The 18,315-nt window shown below is 72.3% G+C and carries 11 protein-coding genes; 10 read left to right on the forward strand and 1 reads right to left on the reverse strand.

What is annotated here, in order from left to right; translation table 11 throughout:
* The first annotated feature begins 17 nt into the window (after positions 1-17).
* Together FLW16_RS33785 and FLW16_RS33790 are read left to right on the forward strand one after the other, a co-directional pair.
* A complete protein-coding gene (locus FLW16_RS33785) occupies positions 18-2,408 on the forward strand; it encodes a LuxR C-terminal-related transcriptional regulator (protein WP_185949711.1) in 2,391 nt (796 codons plus the stop codon).
* A gap of 83 nt (positions 2,409-2,491) precedes the next feature.
* Positions 2,492-3,745, forward strand: coding sequence for an MFS transporter (locus FLW16_RS33790; RefSeq protein ID WP_142564348.1), 1,254 nt, complete (start codon positions 2,492-2,494; stop codon positions 3,743-3,745).
* Here the strand turns inward: FLW16_RS33790 and FLW16_RS33795 are convergent.
* The gene (locus tag FLW16_RS33795) at positions 3,735-5,138 is read right to left on the reverse strand and encodes a PLP-dependent aminotransferase family protein (RefSeq protein WP_142564350.1); all 1,404 of its coding nucleotides are present in this window, start codon (positions 5,136-5,138) and stop codon (positions 3,735-3,737) included. The two genes, FLW16_RS33790 and FLW16_RS33795, sit on opposite strands and share 11 nt — an antisense overlap.
* A 67-nt stretch (positions 5,139-5,205) precedes the next feature.
* On the opposite strand from FLW16_RS33795, the gene FLW16_RS33800 reads away from it, so the two are divergent.
* The 8 genes from FLW16_RS33800 to FLW16_RS33835 all read left to right on the forward strand — a co-directional run bounded on the left by FLW16_RS33800 (position 5,206) and on the right by FLW16_RS33835 (position 18,284).
* Positions 5,206-6,156 carry a DMT family transporter gene (locus FLW16_RS33800; protein ID WP_142564352.1) on the forward strand — a complete coding sequence of 317 codons (951 nt, stop codon included), beginning with the start codon at positions 5,206-5,208 and terminating at the stop codon, positions 6,154-6,156.
* A gap of 299 nt (positions 6,157-6,455) precedes the next feature.
* A complete protein-coding gene (locus FLW16_RS33805) occupies positions 6,456-8,108 on the forward strand; it encodes a fumarate hydratase (RefSeq protein ID WP_142564354.1) in 1,653 nt (550 codons plus the stop codon).
* 98 nt (positions 8,109-8,206) lie between these two features.
* Positions 8,207-9,658, forward strand: coding sequence for a serine/threonine-protein kinase (locus FLW16_RS33810; RefSeq protein ID WP_142564356.1), 1,452 nt, complete (start codon positions 8,207-8,209; stop codon positions 9,656-9,658).
* Positions 9,659-9,700: 42 nt separating this feature from the next.
* Positions 9,701-11,197 (forward strand): serine/threonine-protein kinase, encoded by a 1,497-nt coding sequence (locus FLW16_RS33815; protein WP_142564358.1) that lies wholly within the window; start codon positions 9,701-9,703, stop codon positions 11,195-11,197.
* A 23-nt stretch (positions 11,198-11,220) separates the two neighbouring features.
* Positions 11,221-14,133 carry an NACHT domain-containing NTPase gene (locus FLW16_RS44080; RefSeq protein WP_185949712.1) on the forward strand — a complete coding sequence of 971 codons (2,913 nt, stop codon included), beginning with the start codon at positions 11,221-11,223 and terminating at the stop codon, positions 14,131-14,133.
* Positions 14,134-14,144: 11 nt separating this feature from the next.
* Positions 14,145-15,536: an aspartate ammonia-lyase gene (locus FLW16_RS33825; RefSeq protein ID WP_142564360.1), complete on the forward strand. Its 1,392-nt coding sequence runs from the start codon at positions 14,145-14,147 to the stop codon at positions 15,534-15,536.
* A gap of 67 nt (positions 15,537-15,603) precedes the next feature.
* Complete coding sequence (locus FLW16_RS33830) at positions 15,604-16,377, forward strand: 3-hydroxybutyrate dehydrogenase (protein ID WP_142564362.1); 774 nt, start codon at positions 15,604-15,606, stop codon at positions 16,375-16,377.
* Positions 16,362-18,284 (forward strand): helix-turn-helix domain-containing protein, encoded by a 1,923-nt coding sequence (locus FLW16_RS33835; protein WP_142564364.1) that lies wholly within the window; start codon positions 16,362-16,364, stop codon positions 18,282-18,284. The genes FLW16_RS33830 and FLW16_RS33835 overlap by 16 nt, the downstream gene beginning before the upstream one ends.
* Positions 18,285-18,315 lie beyond the last annotated feature (31 nt).

The raw sequence follows: 18,315 nt of genomic DNA on the forward strand, positions 1-18,315 counted from the left end.
CCGCTTAGCGTGAGGAGGTGGTCGCGGGGGCGGTGACACGGCAGGTCGGCAACCTTCCGGCCGACTTGACGAGTTTCGTCGGCCGGAGGCGTGAGCTGGCGGAGATCAGGCGGCTGCTTTCGGTGTCGCGCCTGGTGACCCTCACGGGCGTGGGCGGAGTCGGCAAGACCCGGCTGGCCCTGCGGGCGGCCGCCGAGCAGCGCCGCGCCTTCGACAGCGTCTGGCTGGTGGACCTCAGCACCGTCACCGATCCCGCGCTCGTGGCGGAGACCGTGGCGGCGACCATGGGCGTGCGGGACGAGTCGGCGGCCTGCCCGGTGGACGGGCTGGAGCACGTGCTGTCCTCGCAGCGGACCCTGCTCGTGCTGGACAACTGCGAGCACCTGCGCGACGCCTGTGCCGTGCTCGCCGACCGGCTCCTGCGCGCGGCTCCCGAGCTGCGCATCCTCGCGACGAGCCGGCAGTCGCTCGGCATCACGGGCGAGCACCAGATGAAGATCTCGCCGCTGCCCGTCCCGGAGCCGGACCGGCCGCTCAGCCGCAGGTCGCTGGAGTTGTACGACGGGATCAGCCTGCTGACGGAACGGGCGGCGGCGGTCCTGCCCGGCTTCACCGTCACCGAGGACAACCAGGCGGCCGTGGCCGAGCTGTGCCGCCAGCTCGACGGCATCCCCCTGGCCATCGAACTCGCCGCCGTGCGGCTGCGGGCCCTGTCGGTGAGCGCGCTCGTCGAGCGCCTGCGCGACCGCTACCGCCTGCTCACCGGGGGCAGCAGTACGGCGGTGCCGCGTCAGCAGACCCTGCACGCGCTGGTCGACTGGAGCTTCCAGTTGCTGCCCGGCGCCGAACGGACGCTGTGGACCCGGTTGTCGATCTTCCCCTCTCACTTCGACCTGGACGCCGTCGAAGCGGTGTGCACCGACGGCGGCATCGAACGGGACGACGTGCTCGACCTGCTCGACGCGCTGCTGGACAAGTCGCTGCTGCTGCGCGAGGAGCACTCGGGCACGGTCCGCTACCGCATGCTCGACACCCTGCGCGAGTTCGGCCGGCGGCAGCTCACCGGATCCGTCGAACGGCGCGCGCTGCTGCTGCGGAATCGGGACCACTACCTCCGGCTGGTCGAGCGGGCCGCGCGCGAGTGGTTCGGCCCGCATCAGATCACCTGGTGTCGCCGGTTCAACCTGGAGCAGGCCAACATGCGGGCGGCGATGGACTTCTGCCTGCAGGAACCCGGCGAGGCGGAGACCGGGCTGCGCATGGCGACCCTGCTGACCGAGCCCTACTGGATAGCGAACGCCTTCTACGGCGAGGGTCGCCACTGGCTCGACCGGGCGCTGGCGGCGGTGCCGGAGCGCACCCCGCTGCGTGCCCGCGCTCTGCTGTCCGACGCCTTCATGGCGCTCACACAAGGGGACGCGGCGGCGGGCCTGCCCCTTCTCGACGAGGGCCGGGCGCTGGCCGAGGAACTGGGCGATCCGGAGATCCTGGCGCACGCGTCCCTGGTCGCCGGATTGGCGGCGCACTACAGGGGTGACTACCCGAGCTGTGCGGAGCTGCTGAGCCTGGCCCTCGCCGAACAGGAGGCCGCCGGTGACAAGAGCGGGATGCTGATATCCCTGACCACGCTGGGGGCGACGGTGGGCCACCTCGGCGACCGCGAACGCGCGACGGAACTTTTCGAGCGGAGCATCGAGCTGACCAGGAGCCACGGGGAGAGAGCCGGCCGGGCCTGGGCCCTGGCGATCTTCGCGATCCACCTGTGGCAGTGCGGCGACGACGAGCGGGCGACCGCGCTGGCGCGCGAGGGACTGGTTCTTGGCCGCGACTTCGGCGACCGGCTGAACGCCGCGACGAACCTGCAGACGCTCTCCTGGCTCCTCACGAGGAAAGGCCGTCACGCGGACGCCGCGCGGCTCCTGGGAGCCGTCGAGGAGATCGGACGCACGATGGGCCTGGCCCCGACCAGGGTCAAGCGGCTCGCCGAGTTCCGCGAGAGCTGCCTGGACACGCTCCGGAGCAGGATGGGCGACAAGGCTCTCCATCGGGAGCTGCGCCGGGGCCGCCGGATGACGCCGGACGAGGCGATCGAGGAGGCGCTCGGCGAGCGGGCCAAGGGCGAGCCCGCTCGCGCGGACGAGACGGTCGCGGAGGCCGAGCCCACGCCGCCGAGCCGCCCCACGGCGGCGGTCCCGGCGGCCGAGCCGTCCCCGCTCACCCGGCGTGAGCAGGAGATCGCCGAGCTGATCGCCCAGGGACGGAGCAACAAGGAGATCGCCTCCACCCTCGTCATCTCGCAGCGCACGGTGGAGGGCCACGTCGAGCACATCCTGGACAAACTCGGTTTCGCCTCCCGGGCCCAGATCGCCGCCTGGATGGCCGCACGCGAAGCCGGCGGCCGGTCCTGACCCGCTCACCCCATTGACCGGGCGGGTGGCGGCTCCTACGCTGGCGAAAACTTGAACCCCCCTCATGTTCCTGGAGGCCCGCGATGCCAGTGGAGGACACGGCGCCGGCAGCGGACACGGCGCCGGCTTCTCGCGACCGGCAGGCGCGGCTCGCCACGTTCGCGGTGTTCTTCGTTCAGGGCCTCACCTTCGCCACGCTGCTCACCCAGGTCGCGGCGCTGCAGAAGAAGCACGGCCTGTCGGACGGCGAGCTGACCATCCTGCTCCTCGTCGTCCCGCTCATCGCGGGAGCCGGGAGCGCGCTCGCCGGCGCCGCCGCGTCGCGGTGGGGCAGCCGCCTGATCCTTCGTCTGGTGCAGCCGCTCGCCTGCGCCGCCGTCGTGCTCGCGGGCCTCGCCCCGAACGTCCCCATGCTGGTGGCGGCCAACGTCCTGTTCGGCCTCGGCCTGGGCGGGGTGGACGCGGGCATGAACATGCAGGGCGTCGCGGTCGAACGCGAGTACGGCCGGGCGGTGCTCACCGGGTTCCACGCGCTGTGGAGCGTGGCGGCGGTCATCGGGTCGCTGTGGGCCTCCGCGGCGGCCACGCTCGGCCTCGGCCTGCCCGCCACGTTCACGATCGTCCTCGTCCCGGCCGCCGCCGTCGCCGTCCTCTCCTCGCTCCGGCTCTACCGGCCGGAGGAGGAGCACCGCGCAGCCGCGCTCCGGGCCGAGGACGCGGGCGCGAGCGCGGGCGCCGGCAGGTCGGCCGGGGTCGCGTGGCGCCCGATCATCCCTCTCTGCCTCGCGATGGCGTTCCTCTACGTCGGCGACTCGTCGGTCTCCAACTTCGGCACCGTCTTCATGGACAAGGTCCTGCACGCCTCGGCGACCGTGATCCCGCTGGCCCTCGGGGCCTACCAGCTCACCACGTTCCTGGTGCGCGTCGGCGGCGACTTCGCGGTGCGCAGGTGGGGCCCGGCGGCCATCGTGCGCGCCGGGGGCGCCGTCGCGACGCTGGGCTTCGTCGCGATCGTGGCGGCCCCGACGGTGCCGCTGGCGATCGCGGGCTTCGCCCTCACCGGGATCGGCCTGTCCGTCGTCGCCCCGCAGTCGTTCTCCGCGGCCGGCCGCCTCGACCCCGCGGGCACCGGCGTGGCGATCGCCCGGGTCAACATGTTCAACTACGTGGGGTTCATCGTCGGAGCCGCGCTCGTCGGCGGCCTCGCCGACGCCTCCGGCTTCCGCGTCGCCTTCGCCGCGCCGCTCGTCCTCGCCGCCGCGATCATCCTGCTCGCGCGCGGCTTCCAGCCGCGTACGGCCGACCCGGCCACCGCGACCACCGTCGTCACCCCCTGACATCCCCCCCGGCGTTCCCCGCCAGGGCGCGTACGGCCTCGGCGACACGGTGGGCGGGCAGGCGGGCGAAGCCGAGCACCAGCCCCGGCGATCCGTGGGCCGGCGTCACGACCTCCGCGGACAGGCCCGCGGCGCGGGCGGCCTCGGCCAGGCCGGGCGGGTCGTCCCCGCCGTCCATCCCGCCGTCCATCCCGCCGTTCACCTCGGCGTACAGGTGCAGCCCGGCCGAGATGCCGCGCACGGTGATCCACGGCAGGTGCTCGGCCAGGGCGTCGACGAGGGCGTCCCTGCGCCGCCGGTACTCCCGGCGCATCCGGCGCAGGTGCCGGTCGTACGCCCCGCCGTCGATGAGGTGGGCGAGCACGTACTGGTCGATGACCGGCGAGCCGAGGTCGAACTCCCCGCGCGCGAGCCGTACGGCACGGGCGACGCGCGGGGGCGCCGCGATCCAGCCGAGCCGCAGCCCCGGGGCGAGGGCCTTGCTCACGCTGCCGGCGAGCACGACCCGGTCGGGCGCGAGACCCTGCAGGCACCCGACGGGGTCGCGGTCGAAGCGGAACTCCGCGTCGTAGTCGTCCTCGAGCACGAGGGCGCCCGTGCGGGCCGCCCAGTCGACCAGCGCGGCGCGGCGGGCCGGGGACAGGACGACGCCGGTCGGGTACTGGTGCGCGGGAGTGACCACCACGGCGTCGGCGTCGGCCGGCAGGGCCCCGACGATGATCCCCTCGCCGTCGACGGGCACGGGGACGATGTCCGCCCCGGCGCGCCGGAGCAGCGGAAGCTGACGCGCGCTCGTCGGGTCCTCGACGGCCAGGACGATGCGGCGGCCCCGGTCCCGCACCAGGGCCTGGACGACGAGGCTGAGCCCCTGAGCCACCCCGGTCACGACCACGACGTCGTCCGGTGACACGTCGGCCGCGCGCACCCTGCCGAGGTACGCGGCGAGTTCGCGGCGCAGGGCCGGCACACCGCCCGGGTCGCCGTAGTCGAGCGCGTCGTTGGGCAGCGTGGCCAGGACGTGACGGACGGCGGCGAGCCATGCCTGCCGGGGAAAGAGGCCGAGGTCCGGCGACGTGGGCCGATGGCCGTAGTGGGGCCAGCAGCTCTCCCGCTCGTCCCCGGGGCTCCCGGGGGCGGGCTGCCGCGCGGCACCCGCCGCGACCCTGGTGCCCGCGCCCGTTCTGGATTCGAGGACTCCCTCGGCCACCAGCTGCTCGTACGCCTCGACCACGACGCCGCGCGACAGGCCGAGATCGCGGGCGAGGTCACGGGTGGCAGGCAGACGGACTCCGGGGACGAGCCGCCCGGACCGGACGGCCTCGCGCACCTCGCGGGCGATCTGCCCGGCGAGCCCGCCCGCGGCCCTGTCGACCACGAGATGAAGATCGGCCATTGGCCCACTCTAATGGCCGGTGATTGGACCATGAACCAGGACCAAGCCGTCCCTAGCATCACCTGACATGAACACTCATGTGGCCGGAGCGGCGGGTGCGATGTTCCTCGTGGGGACGTTGGCGGCGGTCTCCGGCGTTATCGCGGACTATCCGGTCTACGGGGGTCAGGCGCTCCGCTACGCCCTCGCCGCCGTGATCCTGCTCGCCGTCGCCCGGGGGCGCGGCCTCGGCCTCGTGCGGCTCCGGCCGCGGCAATGGGCGCTGCTCGCCGCGCTGTCGCTGACGGGGCTCGTGCTGTTCAACATCTGCGTGGTCGAGGCGACCCGTGCGGCCGGGCCCGCGCTGCCCGGCATCGTCCTCGGCACCGTGCCGCTGGCGCTCGCCCTCGTGGGCCCCGTCTTCACGGGGGCCCGGCCGTCCCCGCGCGTCGTGGCCGCGGGTCTGGTGGTGGTCGCCGGAGCCTCGCTGGCGACCGGCGCCGGCAGCGGCAACCTGGCCGGACTGCTGTGGTCCCTGGGCGCCCTGGTCTGCGAGCTCTGCTTCTCGCTGCTGGCCCTGCCGCTGCTGCCGCTGATCGGCCCCCTCAGGCTGTCGGCCTGGACGTCCGCGCTGGCGGTGCCGTTCCTGCTGGTCGCCGGTCTCGCCTTGGACGGTCGTCACGTGCTGCGCGTGCCGACCGCCGCGGAGGCCGGCGGCCTCGCCTACCTCGCCCTGGTGGTGACGACCGTGGCGTTCTTCCTGTGGTACCGCTCACTGCCCCACCTGGGCGCGGACCGGGCCGGGCTGTTCGCCGGGATGATCCCCGTCGGCGCGCTCGCCACGGCCGCCCTTCTGGGGATCGCCGTCCCCTCCGTGGCCGACCTCGCGGGAGCGGCCCTCGTGATCAGCGGGATCGCCCTCGGGCTCCGCTCGCCCTCACCTCGCCTGCCCGCTCCTCAGAGTGCTCGGCAGGCTGCTCGGCCGGCCGAGGCTCCTCGCGCGGCGTCACTCGCCTCCCGGGAGGGGACCACCAGGTGATGTCGCCGTCCTTGACCTGCCGCAGCACGAGCGTGAGCAGCGACACCGCCAGGGCCACGAGAATGCCGATCGCGAAGATGACCATGACCCATACTTCGGCGTTCATGACCCCTCCCCCCTATTGTCCCATGTCTCAATTATCCCGCTTTGTGGCCGAATATTCAGTGTGAAGTTGTTCAAAACCTACTCATAGCCCGGACATGATGACCGCCGCCCGCGCGCCGTACGCTGTGCAAAGACCATGGGCGGTCCGCACGGCGGGCGCGCCCGACCAGGCAGACCACGAGGAACCGAGGACGATGCCGGAGTTCGACTACACCGACCTGCTCCCGCTTGGACCGGACGAGACGGAGTACCGCCTGATCACCAGCGAGGGGGTGCGGGTCACCGAGGCCGCCGGGCGCAGGTTCCTGGAGGTCGAGCCGGAGGCGCTGCGGCTGCTCACCGAGACCGCGATCCACGACATCTCGCACTACCTGCGGGCATCCCACCTGGCCCAGCTCCGCAAGATCGTCGATGACCCCGAGTCGAGCGGCAACGACCGCTTCGTCGCCCTCGACCTGCTCAAGAACGCGAGCATCTCGGCCGGCGGCGTGCTGCCGATGTGTCAGGACACCGGCACCGCGATCATCATGGGCAAGCGCGGCCGGCACGTGCTGACCGACGGGAACGACGCCGAGCACCTCAGCCGGGGCGTCTACGACGCCTACACCAGGCTCAACCTGCGCTACTCGCAGATGGCGCCGCTGACGATGTGGGACGAGAAGAACACCGGCTCCAACCTGCCGGCCCAGATCGAGTTGTACGCCGAGGACCCGAACGGCCACCCGGACGAGTACAAGTTCCTGTTCATGGCCAAGGGCGGCGGCTCGGCCAACAAGTCGTTCCTCTACCAGGAGACCAAGGCGGTGCTCAACGAGAAGCGGATGCTCGCCTTCCTGGAGGAGAAGATCCGCTCGCTCGGCACCGCCGCCTGCCCGCCGTACCACCTGGCGATCGTCGTGGGCGGCACCAGCGCGGAGTACGCCCTGAAGACGGCGAAGTACGCCTCGGCCCGCTACCTCGACTCCATCCCCACGGAGGGCTCGCCGAGCGGGCACGGCTTCCGCGACCTGGAGATGGAGAAGAAGGTCTTCGAGCTGACCCAGAAGCTGGGCATCGGCGCGCAGTTCGGCGGCAAGTACTTCTGCCACGACGTGCGCGTCATCCGGCTGCCCAGGCACGGCGCGTCCTGCCCGGTCGCCATCGCGGTGAGCTGCAGCGCGGACCGGCAGGCGCTGGCGAAGATCACACCGGAGGGCGTCTTCCTCGAACAGCTGGAGACCGACCCCGCCCGTTTCCTGCCCGACACCACCGACGAGCACCTCGGCGGCGACGTGGTCAGCGTCGACCTCAACCGCCCGATGCCGGAGATCCTCGCCGAGCTGAGCAAGTATCCGGTGAAGACCCGGCTGTCGCTCACCGGCCCCCTCGTCGTGGCCCGCGACATCGCCCACGCGAAGATCGCCGAACGGCTCGACGCCGGCGAGGACATGCCGCAGTACATGAAGGACCACGCCGTCTACTACGCCGGCCCGGCCAAGACCCCCGAGGGCTACGCGTCCGGCTCCTTCGGCCCCACCACCGCCGGGCGGATGGACTCGTACGTCGAGCGCTTCCAGGCGGCGGGCGGCTCGATGGTGATGCTGGCCAAGGGCAACCGGTCCAAGCAGGTCACCGAGGCGTGCCAGAAGCACGGCGGCTTCTACCTCGGCTCGATCGGCGGCCCGGCCGCCCGGCTGGCCCAGGACTGCATCAAGAAGGTGGAGGTCCTGGAATATCCGGAGCTGGGCATGGAGGCGGTCTGGAAAATCGAGGTCGTGGATTTCCCCGCCTTCATCGTGGTCGACGACAAGGGCAACGACTTCTTCGCCGACACGACCGGTCCCGTCCTTACCATCGGGCGGCGCTGATCTGCAGGGAGGTTGTCAGGATCTTTGACAGAAGATCTCAACAATTTCCCGGCATGGTCTCTACAGGTCGCACTGCACAAATCGGTAAGCTGCCACCCATGCGTGCGCCGTCCGGATACCTGTTAGCCGCGCGCTATCGGCTGATCGAGCCGGTCGGGCGCGGCGGGATGGGCACTGTGTGGCGCGCGCGTGACGAGCTGCTCGACCGTGAGGTTGCTGTCAAGGAGGTGCGGCTCCCGCTGGTCCTCGACGAGGAGCTGCGGGCGGAGCTGTGCGCGCGCACCGAACGCGAGGGCCGGGCGACCGCCATGGTCGCCCACCCCTCGGTCATCACGGTCTTCGACGTCATCACCGAGGACGACCGTCCCTGGATCGTGATGGAGCTGCTCAGGGCGCGGTCGCTGGAGGAGCTGATCCGCCAGGAGGGCCCGCTGCCGCCGCGCCGGGTGGCCGACTTCGGCAGGCAGGTGCTCGGCGCGCTGCGCGCCGTCCACGCCAAGGGCATCCTGCACCGGGACGTGAAGCCCAGCAACGTGCTGGTGACCGACGACGACCGGGCGGTGCTGACCGACTTCGGGCTGGCCGCCCTGGAGGGCGACGCCTCCATCACCCAGGCCGGGATCGTCCTCGGCTCCGCGGGCTACATCGCCCCGGAACGCGTCCTCGGCGACAAGGCGAGCCCGGCGGCCGACCTGTGGTCGCTCGGCGCCACCCTCTACACCGCGGTCGAGGGCCGCGGCCTGCACGGCCGCCGTACGGCGGCGGCCGCGCTCGCGGCGCTGACCAGCGGCGCTCCGATCCCCATGGACAAGGCGGGGCCGCTCGCCCCGGTCCTTCGCGGCCTGCTCCAGATCGACCCCGCGGCCAGGCTCGACGGCGTCCGCGCGGCCCACGCGCTGTCCAGGATCGCGGCCGGAGGAATGGCCGAGGACCCGTTCGGGTCCCCGTTCCGGGCCGGCCGGCCCACGCCGCCGCCCACCGCCCCGCAGCCCACCGCTCCCGAACCCCGCAAGCCGCCGCAGCGCAGCCAGCGGGGACAGCACCGGGCCGACTCGCGGCCCACACCCAAGGTGACCCCGCGTGACCGCGACTCCGGGCCCCACCGCCAGCAGGGGCCGTACGGCCAGCCGCATCGGCCCGCGGAGTACGTCCAGCCCCAGTCGTACGACCCGTACACCTCCGGGCGGTACGACCTGTACGGCCCGCACGGGCAGTCCGGACAGTATGGACAGTTCGGCCAGAGCGGTCAGCTGCGGCACAGCAGCCCGCACAGCGGGCCACACAGCGGGCAGCACAGCGGCTCCTTCAGCGGCCCGCACCAGCAGTCGGGGCAGTCCGGCCACCACCGCGGCCATCCGCGTGACTTCGGCTACTCGCGGGAGGCGCCGGCCGTGCCGTCCCAGCGGCGGCGGCCGAGCGAGGGCCTGCACCGCAAGCCGCCGGAGCCCGCCCTCCACCACGTCGTACGCATCCCCATGATGCGGCACGTGGCAAAGATGATCAAGATCCTGCTCCCGCGCCGGTATTGGCCGAGAATCTTCATCAAGTAACCAGAAAGCGATTTCCAAGGTGGAATCGCTATCTTTCTAGATATGCCGGAACAGCACCCTCGGCCGCTCGCCGACCGCTACGAGCTGCGCACCCGCATCGGCCGGGGAACCATGGGCACCGTCTGGCGGGCGTACGACCGGTCGCTGGGCCGGGAGATCGCGGTCAAGGAGATCCGCCAGGACCCCTCGCTCAGCCCACGGCAACGGCAGGAGCTGCGCGAACGCATGATGCGCGAGGGCCGCATGGCCGCGCGCGTGAGCCATCCCTCCGTCGCCACCATCCACGACGTGATCGTGTCCGACGGCATCCCGTGGATCATCATGGAGCTCGTCGAGGGCCGCTCGCTGGAACAGGTGATCGACGAGGAGGGGCCGCTGCCGCCGCGTCTGGTCGCGGAGATCGGTTACGACCTGCTCGGCGCGCTGCGGGCGGCCCACGCCCAGGACATCCTGCACCGCGACGTCAAACCGGCGAACGTGCTGCTGACCGAGACGGGCAGAGTGGTGCTGACCGACTTCGGCATCGCCAAGGCGCTGGGCGACCACGCGCTCACCCAGACCGGCATGGTGATCGGCTCGCCGGGGTACACCGCCCCGGAGCGGGCCCGGGGCGATTACACCGGCCCCGAGTCCGACCTGTGGTCGCTCGGCGCGACGCTGTACTTCGCCGTCGAGGGACGACCGGCCTACGAGCGCTCGACCGTCGGCGAGACGCTGGCCGCGTTGATGACAGAGGAGGCCGACCCGCCCGCCCAGGCCGGGCCGCTGCGGCAGGTCCTGGACGGGCTGCTGGTGAAGGACCACACCGCGCGCCTCACGCCGGAGCGCGCCGCCGCGATGCTGCGCCTGATCGCCGACACCCCCACGGGCTCCATTCCCGCGGTGCCCGCAATGCCCCCGGCATCGCCCCCGCCTGCCCCCGCTCCCCCAGGTGAGGCGAAGGCGCGCCCTGACGGTAACGGCTCGGCCGACCATGCCCCCGTCGCGGAGTCTCGCGGCGGCGCCCCGGCCCCCACTGGGGCCGCCATTGGGGCCGCCACTGGGGCGGCCGCCCGACCCCCCGGAGGGAACATGACCGGAGACGACGAGGACGACGCGAACCGCACCATGGTCGTCCCCCGCCCCGCAGGCGGCCTCCGCCTCCCTTCCCCGCCCCCGGGCGGGCCCCAGAACGGCGCCGCAGGCGAGCCCGTCCCCGACGCCGCCGACAGGCACAGCACCACGGTGCCCGGAAGGCTGCCCGGCCGGGGACCGGCGACGCCCCCGCCACCCGGCCCTGTCGCCCAGAACCGTCCCGTGCCCGTCATGCCGGGGCCTCCCGCCGGCCCGCCGTACCCCGATACCTTCCAGCCCGGCGCCTTCCAGCCCGGGGACGGCGGCCCGGGAAGGCCGCCCAGCCTGGGCACGGACCTGTTCGCGATGCAGAGTCCCGCCGGCCCGGACGCCAAGACGCAGGTCCGGGTGCTCGTGACGATGGTGATCGCGCTCTTCGGCGTCCTCGTGCTGATCCTCCTGGGCGTCTTCATCTTCGCCAAGTGATTCGGTATCCCCTGGAGTGACCGGTGCGCAAAGGGATCAGCTACGCCGATGCCGTCCGCCTGCTCGGGCAGGAGAGCAAGGTCGTGAAGGCCCTCACCGGCACCCTGATCGACGCCGTGCCGGGGTTGTCCCTGTTCGACATCAAGGACGAGGCCGTACGGCTGGTGGGCGAGGCGACCGGCGTGCTTCGCGACCGGGCGACGGGCCTCAACCGGTATGACCGTACGGCCCGGCTGGAGGCGGCCCAGGCCGTCCTCGTCGTCGCGGCGTTCTTCGAAGCCCTCGGCGAGCTGCCCCTGCCGTTCGATCCGAAGGAACTCCGCCTCACCAGGGCCGAGGAGGGGATGCTGGCCGGATCCGGCCCACGACCGGGATCGATCGTCGACACGCTGATGAGGATCGCGCCGGCCGGTCTACGGGCCGATCGCTCCTACGCGGACTTGCTCGATTCCATCGAGGAGTACTACGAGGGGCTCGCGTCGGCGCTGACCGGGTTCGTCTCGGGGCTGGCGGTCCGCGACCGGCTGGACGCGACCGAATGGGCACGCGCCAAAACGGCGATCGAGGAGGAACTGCCCGAGGCCGCCTGCCGGAAGTACGAGGAGCTGCACCGGCGGCTGGCTCTGGACATCCCCGAGTTCGCGCTGTGGCGGGACGTGATCGAGCGGCGGCGACTCGCCACCGGGCTGGGCGAGCTGGAGATGCTGCTCACCGAGGTCGCGGCCCGCACCCGAGCACCCGAGCACGGGCACACGCTGTCGCGCGCCCATCGGGCCGTCCTCGACCGCCCGATCGCACAGTCCGGCGAGGTCCCCCCGGGCATGCGCATGCCCACCCTCGTCGAGGCGTACGTGAACCCGGACTTCCGGCCGGCCGAGTACGGAGAGCAGGCCGATCCGAGCGCCGAATCGTGGTGGGACCAGAGGGAGCCGCGCGACGACATCGCAGGCTTCCTGGCCCGCTACTTCACTTCGGCAGAGGCCACCAGGACGCCGCTGGTCGTGCTGGGCCAGCCCGGGGCCGGGAAGTCCGTGCTCACCAAGATCCTGGCCGGTCGCCTCCCGGCCGGCGACTATCTCCCGGTGCGGGTGCCGCTGCGGGAGGTGCCTGCCGACGGGACGATCCAGGAGCAGATCGAGGCCGCCGTGCGGGAGGCCATCGGGGAGCACCTCAGCTGGCCTGAGCTGACGCGGTCGGCGGAGGGCGCGCTGCCGGTGATCATGCTCGACGGGCTGGACGAGCTGCTCCAGGCCACGGGCGTCCACCGGTCCGACTATCTGAGCCGGGTGGCCGACTTCCAGCGCCGGGAGGCTGAGCTGGGCCGCCCTGCGGTCGTGCTCGTGACCACACGCACGGCTGTCGCCGACCGGATGCGCTTCCCGCCGGGATGCCTGACGATCCGGCTCGACCCCTTCAGCGCGGAGCAGGTCCACCGCTGGCTGGCAGTATGGAACGCCGCGAACCAGGACTACTTCACCGCGCATGACCTGGAACCGCTGTCGCCGGAGACCGCGCTGGCGCAGGGCGACCTGGCGTCGCAACCGCTGCTGCTGCTGATGCTCGCGCTGTACGACGCCGACGCCAATGCCCTGCAACGCGGTGAGACCGGGCTCAGCCAGGCGGAACTGTACGAGCGGTTGCTGACCCGCTTCGCCCGCCGGGAGGTGGACAAGCACCAGCCGGGGCTGCCGGAGACGGCGGCGGCGCAGGCCGTGGAGCTGGAGTTGCGCACCCTGGCCGTGGCGGCGTTCGCGATGTTCAACCGGGGCAGGCAGTGGGTCACGACAGACGACCTCAACGGCGACCTGGCCGCGCTACTCCCGGCTCCGGCGGCCCAGACGACGAGCTTCCAGGCACCCCTCTCCCGAGCCGACCGGGTGATCGGGAAGTTCTTCTTCGTCCACCAGGCGTCCGCCGTGCGGGACAACGCCTCGCTACAGACGTACGAGTTCCTGCACGCCACCTTCGGCGAGTACCTGGTCGCCCGGATGACGCGTGACGTCCTGCGCGGCATGGTCGCCCGCGAGATCGCGACTGCGGCCGACCCGTTCCCCGGCCGCCCGCAGCCGGACGACGGACTCCTCTACGCGCTGCTGTCGTTCTCGGTGCTCACCGAACGACAGCCGATCGTGGCGTTCCTCCGCGACCTGCTGCCCGCTCTCGATCGCGAGCCGGCCACGGACCTGCTCGTCCGGCTGCTGCACGGCGCCGAGACCCGGACCGTCCAGAGCCACACCGACTACCGGCCCGGGAGGAACACGTTCGTCACCCGGTGCGCCTACTACACGGCCAACCTCGTGATCCTCGCCTCCCTCGTCGCCGACGGAATCACCGCCGACCGGCTGTTCCCCGGCGACAGGCGTCCCGTCTACTCCTGGCCTCACCTGACGTCTCTCTGGTACGCGCGCCTGAGCGGAGAGGCATTCGAGAGCCTGGTCCGGCACTTCCAGGTCGAGCGGATATTCCGGCATGGCAACCGCAACCTGATCGTCCGATACATCGGCCATGCCGCCTACCGGCGCGTGGGTGGCTTCGGACCCGGGCGGGATGAGGACGGACCCCTGCCGGGTCCTCACACACTCGACATGGTGCATTTTCTCGGCGACCCGGAACTCGACGGGCTGGCCCTTGCCGCCGAGCCGGCGGTCATGGCCGCGGATCTCCGCTCCGCCGCCCAGCTCTTCAGCTACAGCGAAGAAGCCGTGGAGCACCTGGCCGCCGCGTGGCGACTCACCGAGGGAATGCGGGAGACGATCGAGGCGATCACGGCAGACCTGCGTGATGAGTACCGGAACGACCCTGAAAGAGTCGCGGCGGCCTTCCGGAGGGCGACGGGCTCGGAGCTGCCCGCAGAGGTCACGGGCGGCGCGGTGGTCGAGACCGACCGTTCAGAAGGCGCGCATCCGGGCAGGAACGATGCGACGGGGAGAGGCTGAAGGACTGGGACATGGACGAATTCCGCATCGAGCACGACTCCATGGGCGAGGTCCGGGTGCCCGCCCGTGCCAAGTGGCGGGCCCAGACGCAGCGGGCGGTGGAGAACTTCCCGGTGTCCGGCCGGGGGCTCGAGCCGGCGCACATCGCGGCGCTCGCCCGCATCAAGGCCGCCTGCGCGAAGGTCAACGCCGAGTACGGCGTCATCGACAAGGACATGGCGCAGGCCGTCCAGGAGGCGGCCGAGGAGGTCGCCGAGGGACGCTGGGACGACCAGTTCCCTGTGGACGTCTTCCAGACCGGCTCAGGCACCTCGTCGAACATGAACATGAACGAGGTGGTCGCCACGCTCGCGCAGGAGCGGCTCGGCCGGGCCGTCCATCCGAACGATCACGTCAACGCCGCCCAGTCGTCCAACGACGTCTTCCCGTCCTCCATCCACGTCGCGGCGACGTACGCCGTGGTGCACGAGCTGACGCCCGCGCTGGAGCACCTGGCGACCGCACTGGAGGAGAAGGCGACCGAGTTCGCCGACATGGTGAAGTCGGGCCGCACCCACCTGATGGACGCGACGCCGGTCACGCTCGGCCAGGAGTTCGGCGGCTACTCCACCCAGATCGAGCTGGCACTCGAACGGCTGCAGGCCGCGCTGCCGCGCCTGGCCGAGCTGCCGCTGGGCGGCACGGCCGTGGGCACCGGCGTGAACGTGCCGGGCCCCGGCTGGGCGCAGGCCGTGATCGCCGAGCTGAGCCGGACGACCGGCCTGCCGTTCACGGAGGCCAGGGACCACTTCGAGGCGCAGGGCGCGCGTGACGGGCTGGTCGAGCTGTCGGGCATGCTCAAGGTGATCGCCGTCTCGCTCAACAAGATCGCCAATGACCTGCGCTGGATGGGGTCGGGCCCGCGCGCGGGGCTGGCCGAGATCAACCTGCCCGACCTGCAGCCGGGCTCGTCGATCATGCCGGGGAAGGTCAACCCGGTGATCCCGGAGGCCGTCACGATGGTGGCCGCGCAGGTCGTGGGCAACGACGCCGCGATCACGATGGCCGGGGCCTCGGGATCGTTCGAGCTCAACGTGATGCTGCCGGTGATGGCCCGCAACGTGCTGGAGTCGATCCGGCTGCTGGCCAACGTGTCACGGCTGCTCGCCGACCGGTGCGTCGGCGGGATCACCGCCAACGTGGAGCGCCTGCGCGAGTACGCCGAGTCGTCGCCCTCGATCGTCACCCCGCTCAACCGATATGTGGGGTACGAGGAGGCCGCCAAGATCGCCAAGCAGGCGCTGAAGGAGCGCAAGACGATCCGGGAGGTCGTCATAGAGCGCGGCCACGTGGCGAGCGGCGCGCTGACCGAGGAGCAGCTCGACCAGGCACTGGACGTGCTGTCCATGACCCGCCCCACATAGGAAGGCGGGCATCTATGTCGTCGGCGGCCATGTGCCGGGCGGAACCTGGTTCCTATCGTGAGGCAGCATGAGCCTTGAAGGGCGTACGGCCCTCGTCACCGGCGCGGGGAGCGGCATCGGACGGGCGTGTGCCCGGCGCCTGGCCGCCGAGGGCGCACACGTCGTCGTCGCCGACATGAACGCCGAGGCCGCGGGCAAGGTGGCGGCCGAGATCGGCGGCACGCCGGTGGCCGTCGACCTGTCCGATCCGGAGTTCCTGATGGCCTGGCGGGGCCAGCTCCCGCCCTCGCCGGACACCCGCCTCCAGGCCGACATCGTGGTGAACAACGCGGGGTTCCAGCACGTGGCCCCCATCGAGGAGTTCCCGCCCGAGATCTTCAGCAAGATCATGCGGGTGATGGTCGAGGCGCCGTTCCTGCTCGCGCGCGACGTGCTGCCCGGCATGTACGAGCGCGGCTGGGGCCGCATCGTCAACATCTCCTCGGTGCACGGCCTGCGCGCCTCGCCGTTCAAGGCCGCCTACGTGACGGCCAAGCACGCGCTGGAGGGCCTGTCGAAGGTGATCGCCCTCGAAGGAGCGCCGCACGGCGTGACCTCCAACTGCGTCAATCCCGCGTACGTCCGGACGCCGCTGGTGGAGAACCAGATCGCCGACCAGGCGCGCACCCACGGGATCAGCGAGGACGAGGTGGTGGAGCAGATCATGCTCGCCCCCGCGGCGATCAAGCGGCTGATCGAGCCGGACGAGGTGGCCGAGATGGTCGCCTACCTGTGCGGCCCGCAGGGATCGTTCGTCACCGGCGTCTCGATCCCCGTCGACGGAGGATGGAGCGCGCGCTGACCACTCCGGTTCCCAAGAACGCGACGGCCCCGAAGCACACGGACGGCGCCCGGGCCTACCTCGACCTGCTCGCCCGTGAGGCCTCGGCGGTCGAGTTCGAGGGCCCGATCCTGCAGGCCAGGGCGGCCGGGGCCGACTCCGCGACGCTGGAGGAGCTGGAGCGGGCCAAGGTCGCGGCGCTGCAGGTGCGGGCCGTGCTGCGGCGGCGGGCCAAGCGGGAGGCGGAGTTGTCGGCGCTGTTCGACACCGCGAGCGACCTGGCCGGGCTGCGCGACCTCGACGCGGTGCTCGAGGCCATCGTGCACCGGGCCAGGCAACTGCTCGCGACCGACATCGCGTACATGACGCTGAACGACCCCGAGCGCGGCGACACCTACATGCGGGTGACCGACGGGTCGATCTCGGCGAGCTTCCGGCGGCTGCGGCTGCCCATGGGCGCCGGGCTGGGCGGGCTGGTGGCGCAGAGCGGCACGCCGTACAACACGGCGGACTACTTCGCCGACCCCAGGTTCCGGCACACGAACACGATCGACGTGGCCGTCCACGAGGAGGGCCTGGTGGCGATCCTCGGGGTGCCGCTGCGGCTCGGCACGCAGGTCATCGGCGTGCTGTTCGCGGCCAACCGCAGCGCCAGGCCGTTCGCGCAGGAGGAGGTGGCGCTGCTGTGCTCGCTGGCGGCGCACGCCGCCGTGGCCATCGACACCGCCCGGCTGCTGCAGGAGACCCGGGCCGCGCTGGCCGAGCTGAGCGGGGCGAACACGCTGATCAGAGCGCACAGCGAGTCGATCGAGCGGGCCGCGGACGCGCACGACAGGATGACCGGCCTCGTGCTGCGCGGCGGCGGGGTCGAGGACGTCGCCGCGGTCGTCACCGAGGTGCTGGGCGGCCGCCTGACCGTGCTGGACGACGAGGGCCGCCCCCTCGTGGGCGAGTCCGGCGACCTGGACACGGGTGTCTTCGACGCCGCCCAGTCCTCGCGGGCGCTGGGCCGCACGGTCAAGCGGGGCGACGCGTACGTCGCGTCCGTGGACGTCGGGGCGGCGCCGCTGTGCACGCTGGTCCTGCGGACCGACGACCCGGTGTCCGACACCGACCAGCGGATCCTGGAGCGCGCCGCGATCGTCACCGCGCTGCTGCTGCTGTTCCGCCGCAGCGTGGCCGAGGCGGAGGGACGGGTGCGCGGCGAGCTGCTCGACGACCTGGTCTCCCGTCCCGAGCTGCGCGGGCTGGACGACCGGGCGCGGCGGCTCGGCGTCGATCTCGACGCGCCGCACGTGCTGGTCGTGGCACGGCACGACGGGCAGCGGGAGCGCGGCGCCTTCTGGGCGTCGTCGCAGGCGACGCTGGCGCACGGCCTGGCCACCGCCCGGGGCGACGAGGTCGTGCTGCTGCTGCCCGGCGACCGGCCCGGCGCGCTGGCCCGGCGCGTCGCGGCCGAGCTGAGCGCCTCGCTCGGCCGCCCGGCGACGGCGGGGGCCGCGCCGGCCTCCGGGCCGGTGACGGCGGTGGCGTCCGCCTACCAGGAGGCCCGGCGCTGCGCCGGGGCGCTGGTGGCCCTCGGCCGTACGGGTGACGGCGCGAGCGCCGAGGAGCTGGGCTTCGTCGGCCTGCTGGTGGGCGAGCGGCGCGAGGTGTCCGGTTTCCTGTCCGGCGCGCTCGGGCCGGTGCTCGACTACGACGCGCGCCGGGGAACCGCCCTGGTCAAGACGCTGAACGCCTACTTCGGCACGGGCGGCTCGCTGTCGCGTACGGCCGAGGCCCTGCACATCCACGTCAACACGGTGACCCAGCGGCTCGACCGGGTGGGGCAGCTGCTCGGCGAGGACTGGCAGGAGCCCGAGCGCGCCCTGGAGATCCAGCTCGCCCTGCGGCTGCACCGGCTGCGCACCCACATGCCGGACGCCTGAGGTGTGTGGCGGCGCCCCATAGGAGTGACCT

The sequence above is a fragment of the Microbispora sp. KK1-11 genome, from assembly GCF_006874435.1.
GTDB lineage: Bacteria > Actinomycetota > Actinomycetes > Streptosporangiales > Streptosporangiaceae > Microbispora > Microbispora catharanthi.